Here is a 23,581-nt window from a genome sequence, read left to right on the forward strand (position 1 = left end):
GAGCATCATCTGGTTGGCGCGGGTAGCGGTCGCGAGGTAGCCGAGGGCGACCGAATTATTGAACGCAGCAACGGAATTGGAACCGATCGCGACGGAGTAAGTGCCGGTAGCGACGCTCGAACGTCCGAGCGCGCTAGAATCGATGCCGCCCGCTTGCGCCTCCGTCCCAACGGCAGTCGAATTCGCGCCGATAGCCTTGGCCAAACGTCCCACTGCATTGGAATTGGTCGCTTCCGCTACGGCCCCTGTGCCAAAGGCCGAAGAGTTGAGGCCCGCCGCCTTGGAAAATGCACCGACGGCATTGGAATTGGCGCCGGTCGCTGACGCCACTCGTCCGAACGCAGTCGCCTGACCGGCATTCGCGCTCGCGGCGGAACCGAAAGCGGTATCGCCCGACTGGCTGGCAGAAGCCTGACGACCGACGGCTGTCGTATTCACTCCGGACGCGACCGACTGGCGCCCCAACGCTGTCGAATTGACTCCCGAAGCCCTGGCTGCGGTCCCGATCGCGATGCCGTCGGCGCCGGCAGCGCTGGCATTGACCCCTAGTGCTATTGACGCCTCGCCGCCTGCTCGTGCGTCGCTTCCAGCCGCCACCGAATTGTTGCCGCTTGCTCGCGCAGCCGGGCCAGTCGAATTGGCAGTGAAGTAGATCGATCCCGTTCCGGCAGCCCCCCCTGCGTCGATGTTCGCCAGCGCGTCGTAGAGCTGGCCGACCGTCACCGCATCGTTATCGTCGATACCGTAGGCGATATTGACCAGCCGCCGCGTCAGGCTCGCATTGCCGAAAGAGACGGTGTTGGATGCGGATGCGACCGATCCAAAGCCGATCGCGACGCTGTTGTAACCCGTGACCTCGGAACTCGCACCGAGGGCGAGTGCGCCATAACCAAACGCGCCGCTTTGATTGCCCAGCGCTACACTCGCATAGCCACTTGCCGCGTTCGTGCTGCCTAAAGCGAGCGAGTTTTGGCCGACAGCGTTGCTGCCTGCGCCGAATGCCGCCGCACCTTCACCCGCATTGGCGAGATCGCCGATGGCAACAGCATGGTTGCCATTTGTGGCGCTGCTCGAACCGATGGCAACGCTGGATTCTCCGAGCGCTGAGGACGTTTCGCCGAGCGCGACGGCACCGTCGCTGAACGCGCTGCTGTCGCGACCGATGGCGAGGCTGCCTTCGCTGCCGGCGCGGCTGTTCGCGCCCATCGCAACACTTTCTAACCCGCCGGCGCTGCTATCGCTACCGGCCGCGACCGAGCCATAGCCGCTCGCAACGCTGTCGGCGCCCAGCGCCAGTGCGCGACCGTTGGCGTCCGCACCCTTGCCGACCGCCGTTGAGCCGACATCGCCCGCCAGCGCGCCGTATCCGATGGCGACCGAATGCGCGCGCGTCGTCGCCGCGGACCCGCCGATCGCGATCGAACCTTCGCCGTTCGCGCGTGCATCCAGACCCGTGGCGATACCGGCCAGCCCGTTTACCGTAGTGCCGGAACCGGCCGCGATGGATCCGACACCGAATGCACGCGCATCGTCGCCCACCGCCACGCTCTGTGCTCCTGTCGCGCGGGTCGAACTGCCGATGGCGGTCGCATCGTCGCCTTCCGCGCGTGCATCGATCCCGCATTCCAAACTGTCGTCTTCGGTGTCAGGTAGACCGTCGGCTCCAAGAGCGGCGTTGCATTCGGCCGTTTGGTCCGCTGCCGCCGGAAAGGCAACCGCAATTGCAGGTGCAGCAAGCAAAGCTGCCGCAACGACACGCAAATTTTTCATCGTTGATGCCCCCCGGAGGGGCTGGCCATGTTTGGACCGGCGAACCTCCCGGCCCGGCTATAGCAAGCCGCAATGCCGGGCATAAGATGCAAATTGCAGTCGGGCTGCCGGCGTCGCTGGACGCTCGTGGTCGAAGCCTCTACACTGCACGCCATCCCCGGGGAGCCGCTTGGCTGAGAGGGGCGCGTAGCACCGCCCGACCCGTCGAACCTGAACCGATTAATATCGGCGGAGGGAGCGGGCGGACCTGAACCGGATATCCGCTCTCCATCCGCCTCATGGAGAGAGACGCATGGCCGACATCAATTCGCAGTTCGAGATCGGTGTCACCACCGGCCCCATTCGCGGCAGCCGCAAGGTGCATGTCGGCGCCAAGAGCGGTTCGGGCATCCGGGTCGCCATGCGCGAGATCCGGCTGGAAGGCGGCGAGGAACCGGTCCGCGTCTACGACACATCGGGCCCATACACCGATCCCGATGCCACGATCGACATCCAGCGCGGCCTGCCGCAATTGCGGCGCGAGTGGATCACGGGCCGCGGCGATGTCGAGGAATACGATGCGCGCGAAGTGAAGCCGGAGGACAACGGCCAACTCGGACCCGACCGCTCGGGCGGCGTGCCGCAATTCCCGAACGTCGTGAAGCGTCCCCTGCGCGCGAAGACCGGGCAGAACGTCAGCCAGATGCACTACGCCCGCCAGGGCATCGTCACACCAGAGATGGAATATGTGGCGGAGCGCGAGAATATCGGGCGCGACTATGTGCGCCGCGAGCTTGACGGAAACAGCTGGGGCGCCGCGATCCCCGAATATGTCACCCCCGAATTCGTGCGGGACGAGGTCGCGCGCGGCCGCGCGATCATCCCTAACAATGTCAACCATCCCGAAAGCGAACCGATGGCGATCGGGCGCAATTTCCTGGTCAAGATCAACGCCAATATCGGCAATTCCGCGGTCGCCAGCGATGTGGCTTCCGAGGTCGACAAGATGGTCTGGGCCACCCGCTGGGGCGCGGACACGATCATGGACCTCAGCACGGGCCGCAACATCCACGACACGCGCGAATGGATCATCCGCAATTCTGCCGTGCCGGTCGGCACCGTGCCGATCTACCAGGCGCTGGAGAAGGTCGGCGGCATCGCCGAGGACCTGACCTGGGAGATCTTCCGCGACACGCTGATCGAGCAGGCCGAACAGGGCGTCGACTACTTCACCATCCACGCCGGCGTGCGCCTGCCCTACGTGCCGATGACCGCGAAACGCGTCACCGGCATCGTCAGCCGTGGCGGCTCGATCATGGCGAAATGGTGCCTCGCGCATCACAAGGAGAGCTTCCTCTACGAACGCTTCGACGAAATCACCGAGATCATGAAGGCCTACGACATCGCCTATTCGCTGGGCGACGGCCTGCGCCCCGGCTCCATCGCCGACGCCAACGACGAGGCTCAGTTCGCCGAACTCTACACGCTGGGCGAGCTGACCAAGCGCGCCTGGGCCGAGGACGTGCAGGTGATGATCGAAGGCCCCGGCCACGTGCCGATGCACAAGATCAAGGAGAACATGGACAAGCAGCTGGAGGCCTGCGGCGAGGCGCCGTTCTACACTCTCGGCCCGCTCGTCACCGATATCGCGCCGGGTTACGACCACATCACCAGCGGCATCGGCGCGGCGCAGATCGGCTGGTACGGCACCGCCATGCTCTGCTACGTCACGCCCAAGGAACACCTCGGCCTGCCCGACCGCGACGATGTGAAAGTGGGCGTGGTGACTTATAAGCTCGCCGCCCACGCCGCCGACCTCGCCAAGGGGCACCCCGCCGCCAAGGTCCGCGACGATGCGCTGAGCAAGGCCCGCTTCGAATTCCGCTGGCGCGACCAGTTCAACCTCAGCCTCGACCCCGACACGGCCGAGCAATATCACGACCAGACCCTCCCCGCGGAAGGCGCCAAGACCGCGCATTTCTGCTCGATGTGCGGGCCCAAGTTCTGCTCGATGAAGATCACGCAGGAAGTGCGCGACTTCGCCGCGAAGCAGAACTCGGACAGCTACCTCGCCACCGAGAACATCAGGCGCGAGACCCCGCCCGAAGCGCGCGAGAATGCGGAAGAGGGGATGGAGGAAATGTCGCGCCGCTACCGCGAGAAGGGCGAGCGGCTGTACCTGCCGGAAGACGAGGTGGAGTGAGCGCTCCGCCGCTCCCGGACAAGCGGGCCCTGCTCGCCCGGGTCGCGCCTGCGCGCGGGGCTTGGGATGCGCGTTTCCGTCCGCCGGGGCTGGAGCCGGTCGGGCCGGGGGAGGAATCGGTGTGGGACTATCCGCGCCCGCCCGCCCTCGTTTCCGCCACCGCCGAGCCTGGCGCGCCAGAATATCGCGTGGAGGCGGACGGGCACGTGGTCGCCCGATCGGGCGCGGTCCTGCTGGTGAAGGAAACCGCCGGCGCGCCGGTCCCCTATTTCCCGCCGGGCAGCGTCCGGACCGAATGGCTGGTCGCGAATGGCGGCATGTCCGTGTGCGAATGGAAGGGCGCCGCGCTCGCCTACGACTGCGTGCTGCCGGACGGAACCTGCGTGACCGACGCGGCCTGGAGCTATCCCGATCCGTTCGACGACCTTGCCGAAGGCTACGCCGCCATTGCCGGCTGGTTCGCGTTCTACCCCGCAAGGCTCGCCTGCTTCGTGGGCGAGGAACGCGCCCGTCCGCAGCCGGGCGGCCTCTATGGCGGCTGGGTCACCGACCGGATCCGGGGGCCGATCAAGGGCGGTCCGCGCACACAGGGGTGGTAGGTTGGAGTGGCTTCGCGGCGACGCAGAACTCGGACAGTTATTTGGCGAGGGAGAACATCAAGCGCGAGCCCTTGGCCGAGGAGGCCGAGGAAGCGGAAAAGGGCATAAAGGGGATGAGCGAGGTTTACCGCGAGCCTAGTTCGAAGCTTTGAAAAAGTTTAGTCAAAGAACTCGAAATCAATCTTGGGGCCATAATTATGACCGCAGCACTCGCTCAAATCGAAATGTTTCGCTTTCTGGCTTCGACACATCCCGAAGTCCTCAGCGTCTCAGGGCGTTGGGGCGTTGGCAAGACTTACGCTTGGGCAAAAGCGCTGAATGAATGCAGGGAGCAAGGAACCTGCCCAAGAAAGCGATATTCGTACGTTTCCGCGTTTGGGGTCAGTTCAATCAAAGAGCTCAAACAAGCAGTTTTTCAGTCCACTGTGAGACTGGATGGTAATGCTATCGAACCGACCGTCGATTCCTTTCGTGAGAATCTTCGGACGATAGAGGGCGCTTCGCGCCTCGCTGAGTGGACTGGCAGGCGCTTATCGAAAGCTTCCTCGTCTCTTGTCTCGCTCATTCCTTGGGCTGGCTCCGCTGGCGATCTGATCCTTCCAACAGCTTCGCTACTAATTCGTGACCAGATAGTGTGCATCGACGACCTTGAGAGGTCGGGAAACGGCTTGAGCATTGTTGAGGTGCTCGGGTTTGCGACAGAGCTCAAGGAAACTAGGAATTGCAAGGTCGTTCTGCTTTTGAACAAGGACCGCCTCAATGGCGAATTATCACAATTTGACGGCTATCTTGAAAAGGTTGCCGACCAAGCGATCGTTTTCGAGCCGCTACCAATCGAATCGGCGAACATCGCGCTGGAGCAAGATGATGAGCTTGGACAAAAACTATTATCTCTTGTCGTGAAGCTAGGAATCACGAACATTCGCGTGATCCGGCGTATCCGCAGGTTCGTGTCGCACTTAGAAGGGCAGTTCGCTTCTTGGCATCCGTCCACGGTTGAGCAAGCGATCCAATCTCTAGCGTTGTTTGGCTGGAGTATTTTTGAACCTGACCAAGCGCCCAGTATGGCTTCTATTAGGTCGTACAATCGGTATCAGGGGTTCTTCGAGACAGACGAGGGTTCAGGCGATGAAGAAAGTCAATCGCTAAGCCATTTGATGCAGGCGTATGGTTTTGTCGGAGTGGATGATTTTGATGAGGTGTTAATCGAGGGCCTTGAAAACGGCGCCTTCAATCTCGCAAAGCTAGGTGAACAGGCCCAAACTCTCAATGATCAGTTCGACAACGCAGCAGCTCGCGAAGTTATTGCTTCGCCTTGGGAATTGTTCGGCGGCACGTTTGATGACAACCGAGATAGTATCGAGACTGCCATTCGTGAGGCCGTGAACAATCATGCTCTGAATGTCAGCCCAAGTGAAATCAATGGGTATTATGATTTGCTTTGTGACATCGGAAGGAGTGAAGCAGCCGACGAAATACTAAGTTCGTATATTCAGTACTCAGAGGATCGTCCAAGGTCGTTCTTCGAACCCTCATCACACCCCAGCTTTTTCCGTAGAGCAAATGATAATGTCCGCTCTGCTTTCGAGGCCGCGCTTGCCGCACGGCCCCTCGAACGAAATCCAATCGAGGTCTTGTCAGGGATTGAGACTAATAGCGGCTGGAACCCAGACGACATTGAATTTTTAGCAAGCCTCCCAACAGAGAAGCTGGTCGAAATCTACAAATCTTTGGAAGGCAATCAGCTTCGAACGGCTTTGAGGGCTTCCATGCGATTCATTGATTCAAATTCTGGACCACAATCTTACCAGCAATTTGGCCAGCGGGTTCGGCAGGCTCTTGAACGAATAGCCGCCGAGTCGAATCTGAATGCTATCAGGATCCGTAGCTATTTAGGGCCAGACCATTAGGCAACTTCCGCGAGAATTTTGAGGCAGCCTACGATGTCAATAGAGGGCGCCATGACATTCCCGCCCCATCCCCACCAGCACCCAATCCAGCGCCTGCAGGAAACTCGACCGATCCGCCTTGCTGAACGGCGGCGGCCCACCACCAACCCCGTCCATTCCCGTGCGCAGGTCTTCCATGATCGCGCGGGTGGCGAGGGCGCTGCCGATGCTGGCGGCGTCGAAGGGCTTTCCGTCGTGGCGCAACACCGTCGCGCCCGCTTTCAGGCAGCGTTCGGCCAGCAGGATGTCGGCGGTGATCACCACGCTGCGTGGCCCCGCGGCCTCCGCGATCCAGTCATCCGCCGCGTCGAAGCCGCCGGGGACCACCACGCGCTTCACCCGCTCGCTGACCGGCACGCGGAAGGGGCTGTTGCTGACCACGCGGACGTGTGCGCCGTAGCGCGCGGCGACGCGGTAGATCTCCTCCTTCACCGGGCAGGCATCGGCATCGACGAGGATGGTGACGGGTGCGCTCATGCAGCCTGCCTATAGGCGCTGGCGCGCTCCTGCCAAACCTGCCCAGCCAAACCTGCCCAGCCAAACCTAGGGGGGGCTCGCCGCTGCAGCGAGGGCGCTCAGCCGCCGCGCGCGCGCTCTTCCGTGCCGTGGCGGTGGAGCAGGACGTCGAGCATGGCGGGGCGGCGTTTGCGTTCCCAAGCGCGCTCGTGGAAGAAGAACACCACCGCGTTCACCAGCGGCTCGACCAGCGCGATGCCGCTGGCGATCAGGATCGATCCGGTGAAGACATATGCGACCGTGAACCCCACCAGCAGGTGCAGGACGAGGAAGCTCAACGTCTTGGACAGGTCGCGTTTCATGCCGGATACCTAACTCCTGCCGTTCATCGGTCCAAACGATCAAACCTGCACTGAGTAATCGGTTCCGCCGCTGATCGTGGGCGGGCGGAGAAAAAACGCTGTCCTACAGGCGGGCATCTGTGGCCTAGCATGGCGGATGACACAGCAGAGCGATCCGCCGTCCGACAATTCGCGCTGGACCGGGCCGAAGGCGATGGCGTTCCTCCATGCGCTGGCGCAGCACGGCAAGGTGGCCGCGGCGGCGCGGGGCGTGGGGATGAGCCGGCAGGCGGCCTATCGCCTGCGCGCGCGGGCGCCGGAGTTCGCGCGGATATGGCATGTCGCCCTGCAGGAAGCCGCAACGCGGCGGGCGGCCGCCCGCAAGCGCAAGGCGCGGGTCCATCCTTTGCTGGCGAAGGGGCCGCGCACGGGTGACACGCCGGCCGGACGGGTGACGGGCGGGCCGCTGACGGGTCACGGCCGCGGGGCCGCACGGTGACGCCGCGCCGCGCCGCGGTGTCAGGCGGCGCGAATACTGTGTCGCCGCCGCGACGCCGGGTCACACGATCCGGCGCAGGGTCACGCCTTCACGCCGCCAAGGTGGCGCAATGGCGGCTTTTTGCCCCTGGACACCGGTCCATGCGGTCCATGTCCCGGTGTCCGAAGCGTGTTCGCGGGGTGCCGGGCCCGGTCAGACCGGGTTGGTCATCGCGGTCATGTCCGCGTCTGGCAGGGCGGCCAGTTCAGCGGCGGTCATGCCGGTCTGCACGTCCATGTCATCGCCATCGGGGCGCGTGGTCAGGCCGTCGAGACCGATCTCGACCCAGCGGTCGGGGTCGGTGTCGTCGAGCTCAACCACCAGGCCGGTGACCGCGCCCGCCGCCTCGCGCCGGACGAGTTCGATGTCGCCCAGGTCGGTGCCGTCGGCCGCGACCAGGTCGGCGTCGAGCAGCTGCGCCTCGGTCATGCCGAGCGCGGCTTCCTCCATCCCGGCGGCGGCGGCGTTCTGGTCGGCCTGGCGTTCGACCGTGTCCTCGATCTGGTCGGCTTCGCGCTCTGCCGGGGTTTCGCCGCAGGCGGCGATCAGCGCGCATCCGGCGGCGAGGCTGGCGAAGGCGGGGAGGGCGAGTTTCATGGGCGGGTCCTTGTGTTGCCGATGTGTGTACCGGGGCAATGTCCGCCGCGACCGCATGTTCCGCGCGCGCGCGCGAGCCGCCCGCCGGACGCGAAAGGCTTTCGGTCGATCCGGCGGGCACCGATGGGCGCTGCGGATCGTTCCGGAAGGGTAAGACCAACTACCAGAAGGAGGAACCCGCCATGCAGGTCCAGTTCAATTCAGACAGCTCGGTCATGGGGACGCAGAACGTCGCCGAACGCATCGAGGCGGCCGTGCGCGAGAAGCTCGCCCGTTTCGAGGACCGGCTGACGCGCATCGAGATCCACGTGCGCGACGAGAACGGACCCAAGCACGGCGCGGACGACAAGGCCTGCACGATCGAGGCGCGGCCCAAGGGCGGCAAGCCGATCGGCGTGACCGAACATGCGAGCGCGGTGGACGATGCCGCCCGGCGCGCGGCGAACACGCTGGCGCAGCGACTGGACCGCGTGCTGGGCAAGGCCAGCAAGCACAATCACGATCCGCGCCCCGAAAAGGCGATGTGATCCCGGCGCATGCCGGCACCGGGTGGTGCTACTCCAGCACCATCCGGTAGCGCAGCGAGAAGCTCGGATTGGCCGATCCGTTGGAGGCCCGCAGCGTACCGCCCGGCGTGAAGCGAATCGCGGTCACCGCCGGATCCTGCGGCCCCACGGGGCTGTAACCGAAGGTCGCGCCGCCCGGGGCGCTGGAGTAGGCGACGTTGCTGGCGGCGCTGAAGGTGAGGCCGCTGGCAACCGCGCCGTCCGTGAAGACCGGTTGGAAGGCGGTCCGCCAGGCTGCGTCGCGATCCGGCAGGTCGACCAGGCGCAGGGTCGAGGCATCGACCGGCGCATCGCCCGTGTTGGTGACGGTGACGGTGTACTCGACGATCGCGCCGGGGATCGCCAGCGGGACGGCATTGCCCAGCGGATCGGACACGATGCGCGACGTCTTGGTGACGCCGATGATCGCGCGCAGCGGATCGCGCGTGTTGGTGATGGTGCAGGTGATGACGTCGCCCAGCCGCGGCACCACCGTACCGCTCGCGCCGCCCGATGGCAGCGCGGTGGTGGATGTCGCATTGCGATTGGTACAGGCGAGGGCTGGGCGATAGCGGGCAAGGGTGGTGGTCCCGCTCGCCGTCTCCGCCAGGAGGTAGGTGTTGCCTGCGATGGCGCTCAGCCGCCCGGTGGTCGAAGGTGTCGCGGTGGTGCTGGTCCCCGTGGTGGTGAAAGCCGCCACCTGCGCATTGGCCGTCTGGTTGCGGACTGCGAGGGCGAACTGGTCGGTCGGGAAGATGCGCCCCGGCGAGGCGATCGCCACGCGCAGCTCGAGCTTTGGGTTCGGCGTGTTGACAAACGTGCAGTCGACGAAGTCGCCGAACTGGAGCGTCCCGAAGTCGTAGCTGGTCGTCACCAGGTTGCGCGGCAGGGCGGTGCTCGAAGCGGTGTTCTCGTTGGTGCAGGAGAGTACGGAGCGATAATCCGCCAGCGTGCTGGCACTGCCGGACACCATCGCCTCGCGCAGCACCAAAGGCACTCCGGTGGTGGAATTGAACACCGCTGCGGGGAAGGGCCCGAAGCCGGTGCCGCTCGTCTGGCCGGACGCGTAGGTCGTGGCCCCGTCGCGGGACTCGATGAGGAAGCGGAACTGGTCGGCATCGGCGATACGGGCGCCCTCGATCCGCTTGCTAAGCGTGATGGACGCGAAGCGCACGGCCAGCATCACGCCCTGCAGGCCGGACCCGCGCATCGTGACGCTGACCGTGGTCGGGTTCAGGGAACTGACGATGAACGCGCCGACCCGTCCCGTCGCTCCGCCGCCAGAGGCGCGGAAGGTCGTGGTGCCGATACCGGTGGTGGTCGGGTAGACGGACCCGCTGATCGGCGCGACCTGGTCGAGCACCTGCCAGGCGGAACCGTTGGTGATGTACTCCTGGTACTCCTGCCCGTCCGTCGATTCGGCATCGGCCACGACGAACGAGTACTGGCTCGCCTGCGCGACACCGGCGGGCGGGATGATCCGGATGTTGCTGAAGTTGAGTGTCGTCGTCGCGCCATTGATCGCCTGGTAGAGCACCGGCCGGCCGGGAATGTTGAGGAAGCTGCTGTTGCCGACGGCCGCGCCGCTCCAGCTGGGTGCCGTGGCGCTCGTGAGCACGGTAGCGGTCGTCGTGGGCGCGTTCGTCACCCGCAACTGGAAGGCGAGGCGTGATCCGTCCGGGAGAGTGTAGGACATCGCCTGTCCGGTCGCGGAGCGTGCTAGCGTGTCGCTGTAATTGCTCATGTTGAGCCAGCAATAGGTCTCCCACGAGGACGGCGCAGCACCGCGCGCACCGGCACGCGAGCAATCCTGGGCATACGCATCGTGCGCCAGAAGCGCGGCCATCGCTGCCAGGAGCGATAGCACGAGGCGCACGAGCCGGCTGGCAGGTCGCGGCCCGAACGTTAGGCGGGGTTGGTCCACGGGGCGCGTGGTAAAACGAAAACCTTTATGGGCCGCTAACCAGTCGCATTTTCGCTTTTGTGAAGGTTTGGAACGTGCTCCCACCCATGCGATTGGTTCGGTGAGAGAGGAGACCTTTCGATGCCCCAACGAATTCTGCGCCTGCTGCCCGCTTCCCTCGCCGGCCTGGCGATCGCCGCCTGTGCCCCGGTAGAAGGCGAAAGCGGGAGCTATTCCCCCGCTTCCTCCGCGAACGAGCGAGAGTGCTTCTCGCAACTTTCCGTCACCGGGTACCGGCGCGCACCGGAATCGGCCAGCGGTGCCGAACAAATCTATGTCGATGTCGGCGCAAGCGACACTTACCTTTTCGAGACATTCGGTGGTTGTCCTCAGCTCGACTGGAGCCGCACCATTGCCTTCGATACGAAGGGGTTCGGCCGCATCTGCACCGGCCTTGATGTCGACCTGATCGTTCCCGATCGCAATCTCGGGCCGCGCAATTGTCCCGTCAGGATGGTGCGCAAGCTAGGACCGGAAGAGGATGACGGTCGCTAGGTTCTGGCTGGCTCGGAACCTAAGCTCTCTGAGGGACGACATGGGCGCGCCTGTCCGCAAGTAGGCCGAGCACCATGACGAGCATTGCGGGCAAGGCCCAGAACGCCGCGAACACCTGGCAGAGCCATCGCGCTTCACCGTCCGCAACCAAAGCGAACAGGGTCAGTAGGACTGCGACCGATTGCATCCCTGCGAACCATAACGGCCAGTAGCGGTGCGATCGCAGCGCATGTTGGGTAACGACACCGAGCAGCGCGAGGTCGAGGACCAGGATCGCGCCGATCCGCGTCACGCCTTCGGGCAGGGATTGCGCCCCCGCCGATAGAGCCGAGACCAAGAGGATCGCCACGAGGACGCGGCGATCCGCGCGATCTCCCGCCTGCCATCCGATCGCGATCGCGCCGAGCAGAAAGGACCAGAAGACAAGCGGGACGATCATCGGTTGCCTTAGGCCTCGAGTTTCGCGGACACCGGCTTGGCGGTGTCGTTGCCCTGCGGTTCCGGGAATCCACCCGGGCATCCGAACGAAACGGCTTCCAGCGTCGAGCGACCCTGGATCGACAAAAGCTCGGCCGTGGCTGCCGCGACATTCTGGCGGATCGTGACGCTGCCGCCCAAGGCGCTGGCCGCATTCGCGAGGGCACTTTGTGCTGTCCGCACGGGCAAGTTGGAGGCCTTGCTGACCTCGACGATGCTGGCGCACAGATTGGCCAGCGAGATGACGGCCCGATCGGCGGCGTCGACGGAAAGCTGGGTATCGGTCGCGACGACCTGGCCGGCGGCTTGATCGATTGAGTACATGGTGCTGTTCTCCATAAGCGGGGTCGGGATGACCCTGCGGGAGTTGCACAAGAGCATCATCGCAGTTCGCCCAATACGCGAATAGCCCCGTAAATGGATAGGTACGCCGCACCCGTCACCATGAGCCCGAACAGGGCGACCCGGACGATTAATGCGAGCCGATCCCGGAGGGACAGGGCATTGGCCCGGCCTCCGAGCGGCGGGAGGAATCCTTTCGCCTCGGTATCTGCGCTCGCAAAAGGCTCGATGACGCTTTCGTCGTCTCCCCTGCTTGCCTGAGATGTCCCAAATCCGGGATGTATCTCGTCTTGCGGTCGAAGCATCATCGCAGCCGCCGTGCGGTTCTTAGCGCCGAGCCGCTCCATCGCGATCGCGATATGCTGGTCGACGGTCTTGTGAGAGAGGTTGAGTTCGCGCGCGATTTCCTTCGAGGTCAAGCCGCGTGCAACGGCTTCGAGGCATTCCCTCTGCCGTTCGGTGAGTGTCTGGTTCAGCGACCCGTCCGGCGACATGAAATGCTCCAAATCGGTTGTTATTATTCGCTCGCGCGTGACCTTCCTGACTTCCAAATTCAACATACCGGAGAACTTCTCCGACGTAAATTTGTTAAGACAGGTTCGGCTGGTCGATGCTGAAAGACGCCCCGTCGCATCCTGCCATATTCCGGCCGGATTTCGGAACCGCAAAACCCGCCTTTTGTTAGGTTAGATGAATACGAGCGCGCTTTCGCGACGTATCTCGTTTGCCGATCCTGGCAGACCCCAGAATGAGGATATATTCATGAAGAAGTTTGCACTCGCACTCGCTTCCGCAGCTTCGCTTGCCGCCGTGGCCTGCGCGCCGGAAGCCGCCGACGAAACCGCGACGGACGAGGCCACCGCGGCCGACACCATGGCTAACGACGATGCGGCAGCCACCGACGCGGGCACCATCGTGGCAGTCGCGCAAGGCAATGCCGATCTCTCGACACTCGTTTCGGCTGTCCAGTCCGCTGAACTGGGTGCGACGCTTTCCGGCCCGGGACCTTTCACGGTATTCGCACCTACAAACGCCGCTTTCGAAAAGGTCCCGCAAGCGACGCGCGACACGCTGATGAGTGAAGAGGGCAAGGAAGACCTGACCGGCATCCTGACCTATCATGTCGTCGAAGGTGAGACGAATGCCGCTGCTCTCGCTGCCGCGATCGCGGACGCCGGTGAAGCCGGTTACGAAATCACGACGGTGAATGGAGCGACGCTGACCGCAATGATGGATGGCGACAATGTCGTCCTGCGCGATGCGGCCGGCAATACGGCGATCGTGACGGCCACCGACATCGATGCATCGAACGGGATCGTTCACACGATCGACACGGTGCTGATGCCCGGCTGATCCGGTCAGTTGCTTGATCTCGGAAGGCGGGCCGCAATGCGGTCCGCCTTTCTTGTATCACCGTCCGGCATTGCGTAATTACGACCTGCGACACCGAGAAAAAGGAATGTCCCATGACGTCAACCCTGCGACGCCTGATCTTTCTCGGCGGTGCATTGGTCCTGGTAGGCTGCCAATCGGCCGCGCCGGGTTCCGATCAGAAGTTCTCGTCGATCGATCCCGGGGAAACCATCCGTTTCGTGGGCACGGAGCCTTTCTGGGGCGGACAGGTGCAGGGTCGCACGCTGACCTATTCGACGCCCGAGAATATCGAGGGGCAGCGGATTGCAGTGGAACGCTTCGCCGGCAATCACGGACTGGGGTTCTCGGGCACTCTGAACGGGCGTCCCTTCGACATGACCGTAACGCAAGGGGAATGCAGCGACGGCATGTCGGACCAGCTGTTTCCCTTTACCGTCACCCTGCGCATTGGCGATGAGGTGCGCAACGGCTGCGCCCATACCGATAGCCGGCCGGTCGAGGGACCGGCACAGCCCTGAGCATCATTCCGTCTGGGGAACTCCGGCCTTGCCGAGTTCCGGGCCGAGGCGGCCCGTCAACCAGAGAAACCACATCCGAAAGTCTGCAGCCAGGCTCCACAGCGGATAGGTGAACGTCGCCGGCCTGTTTTTCTCGACCGTAAAATGCGCGATCCATGCGAAGAAGTAGCCCGCCAGCGGCAGCGCGAGCAGCCACCACCAGCGCTGGGTCAGCAGGGCGAATATCGCAATGCCAACCACCAGTGTGGTGCCGATGTAATGCAGCGCGCGCGTCTGCGGCCTGGAATGCTCGCGCAGATAGAACGGCCAGAATTCGGCAAACGTCGAATAGGTTCGTTCCTCCCGCGTCATCAGAACAGACCGGGGATTTCCCGCTGCGCCGCAGTGGGATTGCTCGGTTGCAGCACGCGCCGTTCGCTGCTGCGTGAACCAGCGGACCGCGCACTCTGCGCGTTCGCCGTGATCGGGGTACACGTAGCCGCCCCGTTCCTCAGAAACGACAGGGCCTGCGCGATGGAATCTTCGGCCGGATCGCCCAACTGCACCGAAATGTCGTCATCGGCGGCACAGGTGTTCGGAACCACCGCAGCAAGCCCATTGTAGTATTCGCCTTGCCCGTCTGCATTCACGGTCTGGAAGGTCACGGCACGGATACGGTCATCGCAAGCTTCGAGGTCGAACGCGAACTGGCCGACGGGCTTGCCGAAGGTGTTGGCTCCGACGAGCGCGAGGTTGTTCCCCAGATACGGGATCATGCTGTTCGTCACCAGCTCGCTGGCCGAGGCGGTGCCGCCACGACCGATCACCGCGAGCTTGGTGACGGTGATCGCTTCCGGCTGGACTTCGAAGAGGTCGGTCTCGTTCTCGCTCGACTTGCTGGGCCGCAAGGTCGTGCGGCTGAACACCTGGCCTGCGTAGTCGCGTCCCATCAGATCGCCCAGAAGCTCGGCAATCCTGACCAGTCCGCCACCGTTGTAGCGCAGATCCAGGATGACTTCGGTGACGCCCTGCTGGCGGAAAGTGTTGAATGCGGCGCGGAGATCCTGCTCCGCATCCTCGACGATGAAAGTACGCAGGTTGATGTACCCGACGCGCTTGCCGTTGTCGTTGATGACGCGTGCGCCGTACCTGTCGGATACAGGGTCGAGGGCGAATTCGGTCTTGCTGACCGTGACCGTGGAGGTTGTCCCGTTGAGCTGACGGATCTGGAATACCCGGCTGACCCCCGGGTCGGACGGGCCAAGCGCCTCCTGGACCGCGTCCGGGCCGCCCGAAGCCATCAGCGAACTGACCGACTGCAGGTTTCCGGCGGTGGTTCCGATGGCGAGGAGTTCCACCCCGCGATCGAACCCGCGCGGAAATGCCGGACCGCTTTCGAAGGCCTCGATCACGAAAACCCTGTTGTTGGCCGTGTCGTAGCCGAGGCGAACGCCAAAGCCCGCCGTGGACCCGGAATTGATCAGCTGGTTTTCTTCGCGGATCGACGTCACATACGTGAAGAAACGATCACGGCCTTGCGCGCGCGCCGGGGCGACGAGGGCATCGAGATATCCCTGGACCGAATTATAGGCCGAAGGCTGGGCTGCGGTGTTCACCAGATTTGGGAAGAGATACCACTCGTCGATGACATCGCGCGCGAACGCCTGACGCGCGGAAAGCGAACATTGGCCAGTGGAGCTCGTCGGCGTCGGTGTCGGACCTCCGAATGTGGGCCCCCCGTCGCTGCCGCACGCTGCGAGCGACCCTGCCAGGAGTGCGCCGATTGCGACCCGTCCAAAATTGTTCACGACACCATCTCCATCCCGCGCGATCGAGCCCGTCGACCGCTGCCATATCTCTCTCGCCTGCGTTGATGCCGCATGAACCGGATCGGGGCAAGGCCGGGTATGGCTCGCTAGCGAGTTGAAATGGTTGACGAATGATAAGGGATGAGCCGAACAGCGGTGGAAAACCGGGGGCGGAAGGCCCAACTGGCCTCGCTCTGGCTCGAAACCGGGCTTAGGCATGATAAGGATATGGGACGAATAAATGGCTGATTACCCCGACTGGCTTGTCGAACCGCTTGGCGGACGGACCTCCGGCAGCGCGCTATCGATCGCGGATCTGGCCGACGCGCGCACGATCGGGCGGGGCGGCTTTTCCCTGAGCAGTCCGGCCTTCCAGGCGGGCGGCGCACTCGATCCGTGCTTCACTGCGGACGAGGAAGATGCCGTCGCACCTCCGCTGGAGTGGACCGCGCCTCCTCCGGGCGCGCAGGAGTTAGTCATCCTGGTCGAGGACATGGACTCCACGGGTAAGGACACTTCGTGCCACTGGCTCGTCTGGGGTCTTGCTGGGCAGCGCGGCAAGTTGCTCGAAGGCGAAGCTCCGCCGAGAGTCGGCAAGAATGCGGTCGGAAATTCGGAATGGCTGCTTCCGCAGCCGCCGGAGGATGACACGGCGCATTCCTACGTGTTCCAGATCTTCGCCACCGACCTTCCCATGACCCTGATGCCCGGTGCATCGCGGGAAGATGTCGTGTCCGCCATTCGCGGGCACGTGACGGCCGCGGCTGTTCTCGTCGGGACCTATGCCCGACAGGAGGACGACGCCGGCGAATGGGACCAAGAGGATGAATTCGACTGAACTGGCCTAGAAGGAAAGGAATTATCATGGCTGGCAAGAACAATGCACTGCAGAAACCGGTGAACCTGTCGTCGGAACTGGAAACCGTCGTGGGCAAGGGCCCGATGACGCGCGCCCAGGTCACTTCGAAGGTCTGGGAATACATCAAGGCGAACGACCTTCAGGATTCGAAGGACAAGCGCCAGATCAATCCCGATGCCAAGCTTGGCGCCGTGATCGGGAAGGACCAGATCTCGATGTTCAAGATGACGGCTGCTGTTTCCAAGCACCTCAGCTAAGATTGCGCGGTCGGCGGAGGAACGGCCAGTCCGTTGCCCCGCCGACCCACAGCGCCAGCCAGATGATCAGTGGCTGTGCGACCATGCGCGGAACGTGGTAGGCGAGACCCAGACCATTATCCGGGCGCGCCATGTCCATTGCGAAATGATTGATGTTTGCTGGCCACACGCACAGCGCATATGCGGCCAGACCGATCCCCGCCACGCGACGCATTTTCCCATCGAAGGGCTGGAGAAGACCGGCTGCACCGGCCAGTTCCGCGATGCCGGTCCAGAAGACGATCTCTTCGGGAAACGGAATACCCTCCGGCACGATCGAGACAAACGGCGCGGGGCGAACCAGATGCATCAAACCTGCAAAGGCGTAGAACACTCCGAGCAGCAAACGCAACGCGGAGCGGATCATGATACCGACCCAATGCGGTACGCGCCTTCTCCGGGGAGGCGCGGCTTGCCCTGCCATGTCGTCGTCACAACCCCTGCATGTCGCAAGTCGTCAACTGCGGCGTGCACTTCCGGCATCCGGTCGCGCCAGTCCTCTCTAGCCCGGGCCATCAGGCGGGCGGCTTCACTTGGGCAGAACGTCTTGTCGCTGCCTCGCTGCTTCATCAGATGAATGATCGCGTCGCGCGCGGTCACGTCTGGATCACGTCCACCCCGTTCCAAAATGCGATGTAATCCCTGATCTGCGCGGCCTTCTCGAACGGTTCGGTATAGGTCCAGGCCGCATCGCGGTTCATTTCGCCGCCTGCATTCACATGGAAGTAGCTCGCGTCGCCCTTCCACGGGCAGTGGGTGGAGGTCTCGCTATGGACCAGGTTGCCGCGATTCACGCTGGAAGGGGGGAAATAATGGTTTCCCTCGATCACGATCGTATCATCGCTCCTGGCGATGGTTTCGCCATTCCAACGGGCTTCGACTGTCATGCTGGGCTCCTTCGCAGCAGAAGCGCTCGGAGCCGGTCGCGGTTCCGGCTTGCGCGCCTTCGGGAAGGCATTAGGCTGGGCACAGGACAACGGAGAATTCGATGAAAGCTTTCCTTCCGCTCGTGGCGCTTGTTCTGGCGACGCCGGTTGCCGCCCAGACCGCAGAGGAAACCGCCCGGGCCGCGCTGGAGGCGGCGCCGATCTGGGACGGACACAATGACGTTCCGATCCAGCTACGCAGCCGCTTCGGGAATGTCATCGGCGAATTCGACTTCGACGATACGACGGATACCGGCCACACCCATTCCGACGGGCGGGCCATGCACACGGACCTTGCGCGGCTCCGACAGGGGAAGGTCGGGGCGCAATGGTGGTCTGTCTACGTTTCCGCGAACCTGCCCGAACCGGAAGCCGTTCAGACCGTGATCGAACAGATAGATGTGACCAAGCGCCTGATCGCGCAATATCCGGACGAGCTGGAGCTCGCGCTCACCGCCGATGACGTGGAACGGGCGATGGGAGAAGGACGCATCGCATCCCTGATCGGCATGGAAGGTGGCCATTCGATCGGATCGAGCCTTTCCGTCCTGCGTCAGACATACGATCTCGGCGCGCGCTACATGACGCTCACGCATGGCAGCAACACACCGTGGGCGGACAGCGCCACGGACGAGCCGGAGCATGGCGGACTGACCGACTTCGGCAAGGACCTCGTTCGCGAAATGAACCGGATCGGCATGGTCGTCGACCTCAGTCACGTAAGCGAAGCATCGATGAACGATGCGCTGGACGTGTCGCGCGCGCCGGTCATTTTTAGCCATTCCTCCGCCCGCGCGATCAACGGGCACGCCCGCAACGTTCCGGATGCAGTACTGCGCCGGATGCCGGCAAACGGCGGCATCGTGATGGTGACGGCGGTGCCGGGCTTCCTGAGCGAGCCCGCGCGGCAATGGGGCGCCAGTCGGGCGGCGGAGGAATCACGCCTGCAGTCGCTCTGGCAGGGGCAGCCCGAAATGGTCGAGCAGGCGATGACGGCGTGGACCGAATCCAATCCGCAGCCCCAGGCGACGATTTCGGACATGGCCGATCACATCGACCATGTTCGTGAGATCGCCGGCATCGATGCGATCGGCATCGGAGGCGATTATGATGGCATTCCCACGACCCCGCAGGGGCTGGAGGACGTGTCCAGCTATCCCGCCCTGTTCACCGAGCTCGCTCGACGCGGATACTCGCAGGCGGATCTTGAAAAGATCAGCTTTCGCAACATGATGCGCGTGATGCGCGCGGTCGAGGCGACGAAGGCGCAGATGGCGGACATGGCGCCGATCGAATATCCGGAAGGGGGTGGGGACGACTGACGCCCCCGGAACCTCAATCGTCGTCGTCGACCTTGTCGGGCAGGCCTTCGCGATCGGTCGAGGCGTAGTCTTCCAGTTCGTCTTCCGACATGGAGTCGTACATCTGCTTGGAGGCGCCCTGAAGGTCGGAGACCTTGGTGTCGCCGCGCTTTGCGGAAAGGGCCGCACCAGCGGCCTTTTGCTGGGCTTTGGATTTGGCCGGCATCAGTCCTGCGCCTCCAGTTCGGACCCGCGCTTGAGGACCTCGTCCCCGTCCTCCTGCTTGATCAGGTAGGCGGGATTGTCCTCGTCACCGTCCTTGGTGATCTCGCTTCCCTGCAGGGTACGTGTCACCTCGCGTTCGAAACGCTCCTTGACCTGTCCCTTGCCCTTGCCGTTTCCCCATTCCCACTGGACGTATTGCCCGGTCTGGAAACTGTTGGAATTGCTCATGGTAAGCTCCTTCGCATTGTACGAAGGAACAAACCATGGGTAACGGGCCGGTTCCGAAGCTGTCAGTTTTCTACCGGTTCGAAGCCCGGGGTTCCCGATCCTTCGTCGGCAGTTTCCATCTCGTCGGCGTCCTGAGAGACGATGCTGTCGGTGCCATCCCCTTCGTCAGGACTGGCCGCTTCCATCTTGCCGCTGACGGTCATCTCTTCCTCTACGTCGCCCTGCGTAAGGGCCGGCACGATCCAGATCAGCGACAGCAGGACGATGGCAAGGAGGAGGCTGATCCCGAGGACCCAACGGACCACGCCTTCCTTCGAGCCACCTGCGGCTTCTTCCTCGACGACGTGAATTTCATCCCCTTGCTTGTCCATCGTATTCCCATTCTGACAATTGTTTGTCCAACCTAAGGCCTTTCAACGGAGAGCGCCAGACCCGGTTCCGCGTGCTCAGTCGCGCAGCAACTCGTTGATGCTCGTCTTGCTGCGCGTCTGTTCGTCGACGGTCTTGACGATGACGGCGCAGGACAGTCCGATCCCGCTGTCCTGATCCTTCAGCGTTCCGGGCACCACGACCGAATAGGGCGGGATATGGCCGCGCGTCACCTGGCTCGTCTGCCGATCCACGATCTTGGTGGACTGGGTGATGAAGGTTCCCATGGCGACCACGCTGCCTTCGCCCACAATCACGCCTTCGACGATTTCCGAACGCGCCCCGATGAAGCAGTTGTCACCGATGATCGTCGGATTGGCCTGAAGGGGCTCCAGCACCCCGCCGATGCCGGCTCCGGCCGAAATATGGCAGTTCGCACCCACTTGCGCGCAGCTGCCGACCGAGGCCCAGGTGTCGATCATCGTCCCGTCACCCACATGCGCGCCGATATTCGTGAAACTGGGCATCAGGACGACGCCCTTGCCGATATGGCTGCCGCGGCGCACGATCGCGCCGGGAACGACACGAAAACCCGCTGCGTCGAAATCGTCCTGGCCCCATCCTTCGAACTTGCTCGGGACCTTGTCGAAAGCAGGCGCGCCAACGGCTCCTTCCATCACGGCATTCGGCCGAAGGCGGAAGGACAGCAGCACCGCCTTCTTGAGCCACTGATTGACTTGCCACCCACCCGATCCGTCCGGTTCGGCAACCCGTGCCTCGCCCGCATCGATCATGGCGATCGCCTGTTCGACCGGATCCCTCACGTCCGCGCTGTCCGGTCCGACTTCGGCGCGATTGTCCCAGGCGTCCTCGATACGGGTAATCAGGCTCCGGTCGGTCATTTTTTCTCCATGGTTTTGAGGCAGGCAGGGGTTCCAGCGCTGCTAGCGGGCAGCACCGGACGCGACAAGCGGCGGGTCGGCCCTGCGATCGCCGGGCCGTTCAGGCGACTTCCAGCTTGCCTTGCTAAGACGGGAAAATTCAGAGGATTGGGTGCGCAAAACATGAGATCGGGATTTTCAGGCAAACGCATCTGGCTGGCCGGAGCCGCCGGCACGGTTCTCGCCCTGGCGGGCTGCAGCGGAGGGTCCGGCGGCAGCGCGCCGCCGATCACCACTCCGCCTGCGCAACCTTCGCCCACTCCCAGTCCGACGCCGACCCCCACTCCCAGTCCGACCCCACCTCCGACCAATTTCAACACGGCGGAGTTCCGGCGCTCCACCGGGCCCGACTTCCACAATGCAGTCACCGCCTGGCAGCAGGGGTTTGCCGGGGCAGGATCGACGATTGCGATCATCGATACGGGCATCGATCTCGACAGCCCGGAATTCGCGGGGCGCATTCTTTCCTCATCCGCCGATGTCGCGGGAAGCCGTACCGCGGAAGGGGAGGATGATCACGGCACCAATGTCGCGCTGATCGCGGCTGCGGCAAGGGACAATACCGGCATCGTGGGCATCGCCTACCAGGCCAGTATTCTTGCGCTACGGGCGGACCGGCCCGGCTCCTGCGCGACGGAGACCGACGAGACTCTCGATGGCTGCGTATTCAGGGATGCCGACATTGCGGCAGGAATAGATCGGGCAATTGCCGCGAACGCGACCGTCATCAATCTCTCCCTTGGCGGCGGGCCGCCCAGCCAGTCTTTGCGCAGTGCAATCGCACGCGCCGCCAATGCGGGCATCGTGCTCGTGGTCGCAGCCGGCAATGACGGAGACAGCACGGAACAGGGGATCGATCCCGATCAGCCCGATCCCTTCGCTGCCGGCCTGTCCGCAGTTGCCGGATCGCAGGCGATCATCGTCGGATCGGTGGATGACGGCGGTCTCATTTCCGGCTTCAGCAACCGCGCCGGCTCGCTCGCGGGGACATATCTGACTGCCCGGGGCGAGAGATTGTGCTGCGTGTACGAGGACGGCGTCCTGCGCGTCACCACGGATGAAAACGGGGACCGTTTCGTCACGCTGATCAGCGGGACCAGCTTTGCCACCCCGCAGGTGGCGGGCGCGGTCGCCTTGCTGAAGCAGGCCTTTCCCAATCTTACCGGACGCCAGATCGTCGAAATCCTGCTCGATACCGCACGCGACGCAGGCGATGCGGGAACCGATCCGATCTACGGGCGGGGCGTGCTGGATATCGCTCGCGCCTTTTCTCCCAGCGGCCAGACCGCTCTGGCCGGAACGCAGACGGTCGTGCGGATTTCGGACGACAGCGGCGTGGGCTCCGCACCGATGGGGGACGCTCTCGATCAGGCGGCGCTCGATACCGTCATCACCGACAAGTATGACCGGGCCTTCGGCTTTCGTGCCGGGGATCGCCTGCGGGGGGCGAACCAGCGCCAGCACTTGCGCGCCGCGATCGAAAGCAATGGTCGCCGGGTCGTGGCGAGCGGCGGTCCGGTTTCTCTCGCCTTCACCATAGGCGATACGGGGATGCCCGATCAGATCGCAGAACTGCGGTTGACGGGTGAACAGGCGGAGCAGGCCCCGTTCCTGGCCGGCCGGGTGGCCGTCCGGCTTGACGCGAGTGCCGACATTGCGCTCGGTATTTCCGAAAGCGCACAAGGTCTTGTCGCACAGTTGCAAGGGCACGATCGGCCCGCCTTCCTGATTGCGCGGGACAGTCGTGGCGACACCGGTTTCGGTCGGAGCGAGGATATGTCGCTCGCGTTTCGCAAGTCCTTTGGCGAATGGGGCCTCAGCGTATCGGCCGACCGGGGAGATGCCTGGCTCGGGGCATTGCGCAATACGGGCGCGAACCTGTCCAGACACACGGAACGATACGCCACCGAAAGCCTGGGCATTACTGCCGACCGGCGTTTCGGACCCGTGGCGGCATCGCTGGGTGCGACATGGCTGCGCGAGGAGCGGACCATCCTCGGCGGCTATTTCAGCGACGCATTCGGTGCCGGCGGTTCGGACACCGTTTTTCTCGACGCAGGCGCGACCTTCGATGCCGGTGATCGCTGGCGCTTCGGCGGCGCAATGCGCGTCGGCAGGACGTCGGCACGGCAGGTCGGGCTGGTCGAGGCCGGGTCGGACTTGTCCAGCATGGCGTGGAGCTTGGATGCCGTGCGGGCCGACGTCTTCGGTTCCGGAGACACGCTGGGTCTGCGGCTGTCGCAGCCGCTTCGCGTCGAAAGCGGCGGATTGCTGCTCGATCTTCCGATTTCCTACGACTACGCCTCGCGCAGCGCGGTCTTCGGAATACAAGAGCTCTCTCTCGCACCCGACGGGCGCGAGATGATGGGCGAGCTTGCCTGGCAGGGCTGGCTTCTGGGCGGGGACGCCTCGGCCAGTCTCTTCTATCGCAGCGAGCCGGGGCACATCGCCGGCGCCCCCGACGATGCAGGCATTGCCCTGCGGTGGAACCGCCGGTTCTGAC

The 23,581-nt window shown here is 63.8% G+C and carries 28 protein-coding genes, 1 pseudogene and 1 riboswitch; of the genes and pseudogenes, 12 read left to right on the plus strand and 17 right to left on the minus strand.

Going from position 1 to position 23,581, the window contains the following annotated elements:
- Window positions 1–1,770, minus strand: a pseudogene (locus AB1K63_RS00005) (hypothetical protein); the annotation flags it as partial.
- Between the two features lie 148 nt (window positions 1,771–1,918).
- A riboswitch (TPP riboswitch) is annotated at window positions 1,919–2,025 on the plus strand.
- Between the two features lie 37 nt (window positions 2,026–2,062).
- On the opposite strand from AB1K63_RS00005, the gene thiC reads away from it, so the two are divergent.
- From thiC to AB1K63_RS00020, 3 genes are all read left to right on the plus strand, one after another.
- A complete protein-coding gene (thiC, locus tag AB1K63_RS00010) occupies window positions 2,063–3,952 on the plus strand; it encodes a phosphomethylpyrimidine synthase ThiC (RefSeq protein WP_366957827.1) in 1,890 nt (629 codons plus the stop codon).
- Window positions 3,949–4,551 (plus strand): DUF427 domain-containing protein, encoded by a 603-nt coding sequence (locus tag AB1K63_RS00015; protein ID WP_366957828.1) that lies wholly within the window; start codon window positions 3,949–3,951, stop codon window positions 4,549–4,551. The genes thiC and AB1K63_RS00015 overlap by 4 nt, the downstream gene beginning before the upstream one ends.
- 197 nt (window positions 4,552–4,748) lie before the next feature.
- Window positions 4,749–6,461 (plus strand): hypothetical protein, encoded by a 1,713-nt coding sequence (locus AB1K63_RS00020; RefSeq protein WP_366957829.1) that lies wholly within the window; start codon window positions 4,749–4,751, stop codon window positions 6,459–6,461.
- 36 nt (window positions 6,462–6,497) lie between these two features.
- On the opposite strand, the gene AB1K63_RS00025 is transcribed toward AB1K63_RS00020, so the two are convergent.
- Together AB1K63_RS00025 and AB1K63_RS00030 are read right to left on the minus strand one after the other, a co-directional pair.
- Window positions 6,498–6,977, minus strand: coding sequence for a YaiI/YqxD family protein (locus AB1K63_RS00025; RefSeq protein ID WP_366957830.1), 480 nt, complete (start codon window positions 6,975–6,977; stop codon window positions 6,498–6,500).
- A 98-nt stretch (window positions 6,978–7,075) separates the two neighbouring features.
- Complete coding sequence (locus AB1K63_RS00030; RefSeq protein WP_366957831.1) at window positions 7,076–7,318, minus strand: DUF2061 domain-containing protein; 243 nt, start codon at window positions 7,316–7,318, stop codon at window positions 7,076–7,078.
- Window positions 7,319–7,454: 136 nt separating this feature from the next.
- Here AB1K63_RS00030 and AB1K63_RS00035 point away from each other — a divergent pair, with 136 nt between their 5' ends.
- Window positions 7,455–7,796 carry a hypothetical protein gene (locus AB1K63_RS00035; RefSeq protein ID WP_366957832.1) on the plus strand — a complete coding sequence of 114 codons (342 nt, stop codon included), beginning with the start codon at window positions 7,455–7,457 and terminating at the stop codon, window positions 7,794–7,796.
- Between the two features lie 192 nt (window positions 7,797–7,988).
- Here the strand turns inward: AB1K63_RS00035 and AB1K63_RS00040 are convergent, their stop codons facing one another.
- Complete coding sequence (locus AB1K63_RS00040; protein ID WP_366957833.1) at window positions 7,989–8,432, minus strand: PRC-barrel domain containing protein; 444 nt, start codon at window positions 8,430–8,432, stop codon at window positions 7,989–7,991.
- A 38-nt stretch (window positions 8,433–8,470) separates the two neighbouring features.
- Between AB1K63_RS00040 and AB1K63_RS00045 the strand changes: the two genes are divergently transcribed.
- Entirely contained in the window at window positions 8,471–8,959 is a 489-nt protein-coding gene (locus AB1K63_RS00045; protein WP_366957834.1) for an HPF/RaiA family ribosome-associated protein, read from the plus strand.
- 28 nt (window positions 8,960–8,987) lie between these two features.
- Here AB1K63_RS00045 and AB1K63_RS00050 read toward each other — a convergent pair whose 3' ends face one another.
- Window positions 8,988–10,901 carry a CshA/CshB family fibrillar adhesin-related protein gene (locus AB1K63_RS00050; RefSeq protein WP_366957835.1) on the minus strand — a complete coding sequence of 638 codons (1,914 nt, stop codon included), beginning with the start codon at window positions 10,899–10,901 and terminating at the stop codon, window positions 8,988–8,990.
- Between the two features lie 120 nt (window positions 10,902–11,021).
- On the opposite strand from AB1K63_RS00050, the gene AB1K63_RS00055 reads away from it, so the two are divergent.
- Window positions 11,022–11,435, plus strand: a complete 414-nt coding sequence (locus AB1K63_RS00055; RefSeq protein ID WP_366957836.1) for a DUF6491 family protein — start codon at window positions 11,022–11,024, stop codon at window positions 11,433–11,435.
- Window positions 11,436–11,454: 19 nt separating this feature from the next.
- On the opposite strand, the gene AB1K63_RS00060 is transcribed toward AB1K63_RS00055, so the two are convergent.
- From AB1K63_RS00060 to AB1K63_RS00070, 3 genes are read right to left on the minus strand one after another with little or no spacing between them, the layout of a single operon-like run.
- Window positions 11,455–11,874: a hypothetical protein gene (locus AB1K63_RS00060; RefSeq protein ID WP_366957837.1), complete on the minus strand. Its 420-nt coding sequence runs from the start codon at window positions 11,872–11,874 to the stop codon at window positions 11,455–11,457.
- An 8-nt stretch (window positions 11,875–11,882) separates the two neighbouring features.
- Complete coding sequence (locus AB1K63_RS00065; protein ID WP_366957838.1) at window positions 11,883–12,251, minus strand: hypothetical protein; 369 nt, start codon at window positions 12,249–12,251, stop codon at window positions 11,883–11,885.
- 41 nt (window positions 12,252–12,292) lie between these two features.
- Entirely contained in the window at window positions 12,293–12,814 is a 522-nt protein-coding gene (locus AB1K63_RS00070) for a helix-turn-helix transcriptional regulator (RefSeq protein ID WP_366957839.1), read from the minus strand.
- Window positions 12,815–13,016: 202 nt separating this feature from the next.
- Here AB1K63_RS00070 and AB1K63_RS00075 point away from each other — a divergent pair, with 202 nt between their 5' ends.
- Window positions 13,017–13,607 carry a fasciclin domain-containing protein gene (locus tag AB1K63_RS00075; protein WP_366957840.1) on the plus strand — a complete coding sequence of 197 codons (591 nt, stop codon included), beginning with the start codon at window positions 13,017–13,019 and terminating at the stop codon, window positions 13,605–13,607.
- 113 nt (window positions 13,608–13,720) lie between these two features.
- Window positions 13,721–14,146, plus strand: a complete 426-nt coding sequence (locus AB1K63_RS00080; RefSeq protein WP_366957841.1) for a hypothetical protein — start codon at window positions 13,721–13,723, stop codon at window positions 14,144–14,146.
- Window positions 14,147–14,149: 3 nt separating this feature from the next.
- Here AB1K63_RS00080 and AB1K63_RS00085 read toward each other — a convergent pair whose 3' ends face one another.
- Window positions 14,150–14,497, minus strand: a complete 348-nt coding sequence (locus tag AB1K63_RS00085) for a DUF962 domain-containing protein (protein WP_366957842.1) — start codon at window positions 14,495–14,497, stop codon at window positions 14,150–14,152.
- A complete protein-coding gene (locus AB1K63_RS00090) occupies window positions 14,497–15,741 on the minus strand; it encodes a S41 family peptidase (RefSeq protein WP_366957843.1) in 1,245 nt (414 codons plus the stop codon). The genes AB1K63_RS00085 and AB1K63_RS00090 overlap by 1 nt, the downstream gene beginning before the upstream one ends.
- A 433-nt stretch (window positions 15,742–16,174) precedes the next feature.
- Between AB1K63_RS00090 and AB1K63_RS00095 the strand changes: the two genes are divergently transcribed.
- Both AB1K63_RS00095 and AB1K63_RS00100 read left to right on the plus strand, forming a co-directional pair.
- Window positions 16,175–16,771 (plus strand): YbhB/YbcL family Raf kinase inhibitor-like protein, encoded by a 597-nt coding sequence (locus AB1K63_RS00095; RefSeq protein ID WP_366957844.1) that lies wholly within the window; start codon window positions 16,175–16,177, stop codon window positions 16,769–16,771.
- A 26-nt stretch (window positions 16,772–16,797) separates the two neighbouring features.
- A complete protein-coding gene (locus AB1K63_RS00100; RefSeq protein WP_366957845.1) occupies window positions 16,798–17,049 on the plus strand; it encodes an SWIB/MDM2 domain-containing protein in 252 nt (83 codons plus the stop codon).
- Here AB1K63_RS00100 and AB1K63_RS00105 read toward each other — a convergent pair.
- The 3 genes from AB1K63_RS00105 to AB1K63_RS00115 are packed head-to-tail and all read right to left on the minus strand — an operon-like array spanning window position 17,042 to window position 17,975.
- Window positions 17,042–17,455: a DoxX family protein gene (locus AB1K63_RS00105; protein WP_366957846.1), complete on the minus strand. Its 414-nt coding sequence runs from the start codon at window positions 17,453–17,455 to the stop codon at window positions 17,042–17,044. The genes AB1K63_RS00100 and AB1K63_RS00105 overlap by 8 nt on opposite strands.
- On the minus strand, window positions 17,452–17,688 hold the full coding sequence (locus tag AB1K63_RS00110) for a DUF3253 domain-containing protein (RefSeq protein ID WP_366957847.1): 237 nt from the start codon (window positions 17,686–17,688) through the stop codon (window positions 17,452–17,454). The genes AB1K63_RS00105 and AB1K63_RS00110 overlap by 4 nt, the downstream gene beginning before the upstream one ends.
- Window positions 17,685–17,975, minus strand: coding sequence for a DUF427 domain-containing protein (locus tag AB1K63_RS00115; RefSeq protein ID WP_366957848.1), 291 nt, complete (start codon window positions 17,973–17,975; stop codon window positions 17,685–17,687). The genes AB1K63_RS00110 and AB1K63_RS00115 overlap by 4 nt, the downstream gene beginning before the upstream one ends.
- 101 nt (window positions 17,976–18,076) lie before the next feature.
- Between AB1K63_RS00115 and AB1K63_RS00120 the strand changes: the two genes are divergently transcribed.
- Window positions 18,077–19,336, plus strand: a complete 1,260-nt coding sequence (locus AB1K63_RS00120; RefSeq protein WP_366957849.1) for a dipeptidase — start codon at window positions 18,077–18,079, stop codon at window positions 19,334–19,336.
- 13 nt (window positions 19,337–19,349) lie between these two features.
- Here the strand turns inward: AB1K63_RS00120 and AB1K63_RS00125 are convergent, their stop codons facing one another.
- The 4 genes from AB1K63_RS00125 to dapD all read right to left on the minus strand — a co-directional run bounded on the left by AB1K63_RS00125 (window position 19,350) and on the right by dapD (window position 21,039).
- The gene (locus tag AB1K63_RS00125) at window positions 19,350–19,541 is read right to left on the minus strand and encodes a DUF3008 family protein (protein WP_241554479.1); all 192 of its coding nucleotides are present in this window, start codon (window positions 19,539–19,541) and stop codon (window positions 19,350–19,352) included.
- Window positions 19,541–19,768 (minus strand): DUF2945 domain-containing protein, encoded by a 228-nt coding sequence (locus AB1K63_RS00130; RefSeq protein WP_366957850.1) that lies wholly within the window; start codon window positions 19,766–19,768, stop codon window positions 19,541–19,543. Before AB1K63_RS00130 ends, AB1K63_RS00125 begins: the two co-directional genes overlap by 1 nt.
- A gap of 62 nt (window positions 19,769–19,830) precedes the next feature.
- On the minus strand, window positions 19,831–20,139 hold the full coding sequence (locus AB1K63_RS00135) for a hypothetical protein (protein WP_366957851.1): 309 nt from the start codon (window positions 20,137–20,139) through the stop codon (window positions 19,831–19,833).
- A gap of 75 nt (window positions 20,140–20,214) precedes the next feature.
- Window positions 20,215–21,039, minus strand: coding sequence for a 2,3,4,5-tetrahydropyridine-2,6-dicarboxylate N-succinyltransferase (gene dapD / locus AB1K63_RS00140; protein ID WP_366957852.1), 825 nt, complete (start codon window positions 21,037–21,039; stop codon window positions 20,215–20,217).
- Between the two features lie 162 nt (window positions 21,040–21,201).
- On the opposite strand from dapD, the gene AB1K63_RS00145 reads away from it, so the two are divergent.
- Window positions 21,202–23,580, plus strand: coding sequence for a S8 family peptidase (locus AB1K63_RS00145; protein WP_366957853.1), 2,379 nt, complete (start codon window positions 21,202–21,204; stop codon window positions 23,578–23,580).
- Window position 23,581 lies beyond the last annotated feature (1 nt).

It is taken from the genome of Qipengyuania sp. JC766, from assembly GCF_040717445.1.
Classification (GTDB): Bacteria; Pseudomonadota; Alphaproteobacteria; order Sphingomonadales; family Sphingomonadaceae; genus JC766.

Bases quoted from the DNA above. Each gene is read 5' to 3' on its own strand.
- AB1K63_RS00075 (WP_366957840.1), top strand. From the start codon at position 13,017: ATGAAGAAGTTTGCACTCGCACTCGCTTCCGCAGCTTCGCTTGCCGCC.
- AB1K63_RS00105 (WP_366957846.1), bottom strand. From the start codon at position 17,455: ATGATCCGCTCCGCGTTGCGTTTGCTGCTCGGAGTGTTCTACGCCTTT.
- AB1K63_RS00020 (WP_366957829.1), top strand. From the start codon at position 4,749: ATGACCGCAGCACTCGCTCAAATCGAAATGTTTCGCTTTCTGGCTTCG.
- AB1K63_RS00145 (WP_366957853.1), top strand. From the start codon at position 21,202: ATGAGATCGGGATTTTCAGGCAAACGCATCTGGCTGGCCGGAGCCGCC.
- AB1K63_RS00095 (WP_366957844.1), top strand. From the start codon at position 16,175: ATGGCTGATTACCCCGACTGGCTTGTCGAACCGCTTGGCGGACGGACC.
- dapD (WP_366957852.1), bottom strand. From the start codon at position 21,039: ATGACCGACCGGAGCCTGATTACCCGTATCGAGGACGCCTGGGACAAT.
- AB1K63_RS00065 (WP_366957838.1), bottom strand. From the start codon at position 12,251: ATGGAGAACAGCACCATGTACTCAATCGATCAAGCCGCCGGCCAGGTC.
- AB1K63_RS00115 (WP_366957848.1), bottom strand. From the start codon at position 17,975: ATGACAGTCGAAGCCCGTTGGAATGGCGAAACCATCGCCAGGAGCGAT.
- AB1K63_RS00060 (WP_366957837.1), bottom strand. From the start codon at position 11,874: ATGATCGTCCCGCTTGTCTTCTGGTCCTTTCTGCTCGGCGCGATCGCG.
- AB1K63_RS00055 (WP_366957836.1), top strand. From the start codon at position 11,022: ATGCCCCAACGAATTCTGCGCCTGCTGCCCGCTTCCCTCGCCGGCCTG.
- AB1K63_RS00070 (WP_366957839.1), bottom strand. From the start codon at position 12,814: ATGTTGAATTTGGAAGTCAGGAAGGTCACGCGCGAGCGAATAATAACA.
- AB1K63_RS00125 (WP_241554479.1), bottom strand. From the start codon at position 19,541: ATGCCGGCCAAATCCAAAGCCCAGCAAAAGGCCGCTGGTGCGGCCCTT.
- AB1K63_RS00025 (WP_366957830.1), bottom strand. From the start codon at position 6,977: ATGAGCGCACCCGTCACCATCCTCGTCGATGCCGATGCCTGCCCGGTG.
- AB1K63_RS00130 (WP_366957850.1), bottom strand. From the start codon at position 19,768: ATGAGCAATTCCAACAGTTTCCAGACCGGGCAATACGTCCAGTGGGAA.
- AB1K63_RS00100 (WP_366957845.1), top strand. From the start codon at position 16,798: ATGGCTGGCAAGAACAATGCACTGCAGAAACCGGTGAACCTGTCGTCG.
- AB1K63_RS00045 (WP_366957834.1), top strand. From the start codon at position 8,471: ATGTCCGCCGCGACCGCATGTTCCGCGCGCGCGCGCGAGCCGCCCGCC.
- AB1K63_RS00080 (WP_366957841.1), top strand. From the start codon at position 13,721: ATGACGTCAACCCTGCGACGCCTGATCTTTCTCGGCGGTGCATTGGTC.
- thiC (WP_366957827.1), top strand. From the start codon at position 2,063: ATGGCCGACATCAATTCGCAGTTCGAGATCGGTGTCACCACCGGCCCC.
- AB1K63_RS00040 (WP_366957833.1), bottom strand. From the start codon at position 8,432: ATGAAACTCGCCCTCCCCGCCTTCGCCAGCCTCGCCGCCGGATGCGCG.
- AB1K63_RS00035 (WP_366957832.1), top strand. From the start codon at position 7,455: ATGACACAGCAGAGCGATCCGCCGTCCGACAATTCGCGCTGGACCGGG.
- AB1K63_RS00135 (WP_366957851.1), bottom strand. From the start codon at position 20,139: ATGGACAAGCAAGGGGATGAAATTCACGTCGTCGAGGAAGAAGCCGCA.
- AB1K63_RS00085 (WP_366957842.1), bottom strand. From the start codon at position 14,497: ATGACGCGGGAGGAACGAACCTATTCGACGTTTGCCGAATTCTGGCCG.
- AB1K63_RS00120 (WP_366957849.1), top strand. From the start codon at position 18,077: ATGAAAGCTTTCCTTCCGCTCGTGGCGCTTGTTCTGGCGACGCCGGTT.
- AB1K63_RS00030 (WP_366957831.1), bottom strand. From the start codon at position 7,318: ATGAAACGCGACCTGTCCAAGACGTTGAGCTTCCTCGTCCTGCACCTG.